We start from the raw sequence: 2,638 nt of genomic DNA on the forward strand, positions 1-2,638 counted from the left end.
TCTACCGGTCAACCAGATTGACGCCACCCATCAACCTGATTGACACGGGACACTCGGCCGCCCGCTTTCCCGGCGCCTCCTGCCGCTGTCGCCAGGCGTAGTAGCCGCTACGGGCCACTCCCAGCTGCCGGCACAGCCAGGCCACCGAGTGACGTGCGGCCAGCTGGTCGATCAGGCGAAACCTTTCGGCGGCAGCTGCTCTTTGGCAAAGTGCGCTGCCGCCAGCCTGAAAAAATCCTTCTCCCTCCTGAGCTCTCGCACCTCCTTGCGGAGGCGGTTGAGCTCGGTGCGCTCCTCACTGGTGAGCAGGCCCTGGTCGTGGGGACCGGCCTGGCCCCGATCAATGCGGGCCTGCCGCACCCAGCGGGCCAGGCTGCTGGTGGGAAGGCCGAGCCGCTCGGCCACGGTGTTGCAGGAGAGGTGCTCCTGCAGGCAGAGCTCCACGGCCTCAGCCTTCTGCTGCGCCGTAAACCGGCGCCGGGTTCTGGTGGGATTGGTCATCGATGGACAGTCTGATGGTCATGGCGTGACCCTTATCGACTTGTCCTTGAAACCGGGGGAACCCCAGCTTGTCGAACCAGAAGCGAACCCGCCCAACGTTCTCAGTTCGAGCGAGGCGTTCCAGCATCTCGCTGCTGCCCCACCAAACGAACTCGATGGTTCGATTCTTTCCGTGCGCCCACCCGCGCCACTTCGTGACGTGCTCATCCCATTGATCCTTCGCCGACTTCCATTGCGTGCCTGTCTTCTTCCCGACGATTCGCGCGTCGGCCAGGTCCAGTGGAACACAGACGAAATAACGACCGAGTTGGGGATGCTTATCGATGGCTGCCTTGACGGACTCATCAAGCTGCTTCCACTGCGAGTCACCGATAATCTCGAAGTACTTCGATTGCCAACCCCATTCCGTCGCGTCAGCAAGCACCGCGTAACACTCAACGCCCGCATCAGGTGTTCCCTTTCGGATGAAACGTGATCCGACAGGTGCTTCCACGCGAGCAAGTTGAGAACAAAGCTCCTCAAAGCCCTTCTCTCGTCCACCGTTGAGCGGACGAATCGCAGACCAGTCAAGTGTGATGCCGTTCATGATGCAACTGCTGTAAGGACGAGAACCCCAATTTCAGCTTTCTCATGTCAGCTCCGTCCGGCCAACGCTTGCCATCACCTGGCCGCAAGAATTTAATGCGACGAAAGGACGTCATTTGGAGGCGGCCCAGGTGTATGGCATTGTTAGACCGCCGCCTCCGCCTCAACAGCAGGGCTGGCATGCAGCTGAAGTCCGAGTGCAGAGATAACCTTCAAGACGGTTGCCAGTTCAGGATTCCCGCTTGATGAGAGAGCCTTGTACAGGCTTTCCCGACCCAGTCCAGCTTCACGTGCAATCTGCGACATGCCCTTGGCACGAGCAATATCACCCAAGGCAGCAGCCACCAGCCTTGGATCTCCATCCTCCAAAGCGGCTTCGAGATAGGCTGCCATGTCTTCACAGTTATTGAAGTGATTGACTGGATCCCAGGCAGTTGTTTCGGTTTTGGTCATTTGCTTCTCCCTAAAGGTTACGAGCAAGATCCTTGGCAAGCTTGATGTCTTTTGCTTGAGAGCCCTTGTTGCCACCAGCGAGAAGAACAATAAGCATGTTGCCTTGGCTTATGAAATAGATCCGGTAGCCAGGGCCATATCGAATCCGAAGCTCCGAGACACCTTCTCCGACTGGACGGACATCACCTGGATTCCCCAGGGATAAACGCCTGATCCGAATGTCGATGCGAGCTTTTGCCGCTCGATCACGCAGCCCACTGAACCATGCGGCATAGGCAGGTGTCTCCCGAATCTCCAACATGCCACCATTGTATCCCCAGGGATACGGCGCTGCAACCGGCCTCCGGTCTGTCTAACGCTGCCCCTGAGTGGCAGGCAAGGAGTAACGAACTGGGGCAGGGGCTTATGGCGGCCTGTCCACTCTAGGGGCATGTTATACGCCTCGTAAACAAAGGCTAAGTCAGAAGGCGTCTCACGACTTCGAAGCTTGAGCCACCTGGAACTGTATCGAAGAGTTCGGCATGAGGATACTGGCCATCTCTCAGATCTTGAAGTGCTTTTCTGTCCTCTTCTCCACATCTCATTCCGATGATGATCTCACGAACTGCTTCGCAAGCATGATCAAGATAGAACTGAGTGCGATCGGGCTTAGGAGTTAGGGCAGGGCTTGAGATGTCCATTATGAACCTAACTTCTTTTTCGTATGCCCAATGAACAGACTTGGTGCGGATTATCCCGTCAACATTTTCTCTTGATATCTTGCCTTGAAGAACGTCGGCTTCGTTGAGTGGATATCTTTCCGTAGAATACTCAACCTCAACCCGAGAGAGGCCGCTAAATTCAGTGTCAAGAGGCATCTCATATCCCACACAAAAACCAGTGAATCCCCCAGAATAATGTCCCCACATTAATGGGTGATTCCAGTTCATGGACAGGCATGCTATCCCGAAGTCCTTGCTGACTATCTCAATCATCTGCTTCGCCATATCCTGAGAGAACCCTTCAAGTTCTTTTGGCGCTTGAACGGCAATATCGTTCTTATGCTGTGAGGTGGGTGCCTTTTATTGGACATCCTGGGCCCCTGTCATCGTTAACCCTG

5 protein-coding genes are annotated in these 2,638 nt (G+C 55.8%); all 5 read right to left on the reverse strand.

The annotated features are described in order from the left end of the window. Window positions 1-171: 171 nt before the first annotated feature. The 5 genes from ACWJI7_RS14125 to ACWJI7_RS14145 all read right to left on the reverse strand — a co-directional run bounded on the left by ACWJI7_RS14125 (window position 172) and on the right by ACWJI7_RS14145 (window position 2,525). Complete coding sequence (locus ACWJI7_RS14125) at window positions 172-501, reverse strand: transposase (RefSeq protein ID WP_479938850.1); 330 nt, start codon at window positions 499-501, stop codon at window positions 172-174. Further along, window positions 449-1,087 carry a hypothetical protein gene (locus tag ACWJI7_RS14130; RefSeq protein ID WP_479938851.1) on the reverse strand — a complete coding sequence of 213 codons (639 nt, stop codon included), beginning with the start codon at window positions 1,085-1,087 and terminating at the stop codon, window positions 449-451. The genes ACWJI7_RS14125 and ACWJI7_RS14130 overlap by 53 nt, the downstream gene beginning before the upstream one ends. A 143-nt stretch (window positions 1,088-1,230) precedes the next feature. Further along, window positions 1,231-1,539 (reverse strand): addiction module antidote protein, encoded by a 309-nt coding sequence (locus tag ACWJI7_RS14135; RefSeq protein ID WP_479938852.1) that lies wholly within the window; start codon window positions 1,537-1,539, stop codon window positions 1,231-1,233. Window positions 1,540-1,549: 10 nt separating this feature from the next. Further along, on the reverse strand, window positions 1,550-1,840 hold the full coding sequence (locus ACWJI7_RS14140; protein ID WP_323270810.1) for a type II toxin-antitoxin system RelE/ParE family toxin: 291 nt from the start codon (window positions 1,838-1,840) through the stop codon (window positions 1,550-1,552). A 154-nt stretch (window positions 1,841-1,994) separates the two neighbouring features. Then, a complete protein-coding gene (locus ACWJI7_RS14145) occupies window positions 1,995-2,525 on the reverse strand; it encodes a DUF2971 domain-containing protein (protein ID WP_479938854.1) in 531 nt (176 codons plus the stop codon). Between the last annotated feature and the right edge of the window lie 113 nt (window positions 2,526-2,638).

The organism is Cryptocyanus atlanticus LEGE 06306, assembly GCF_056633155.1.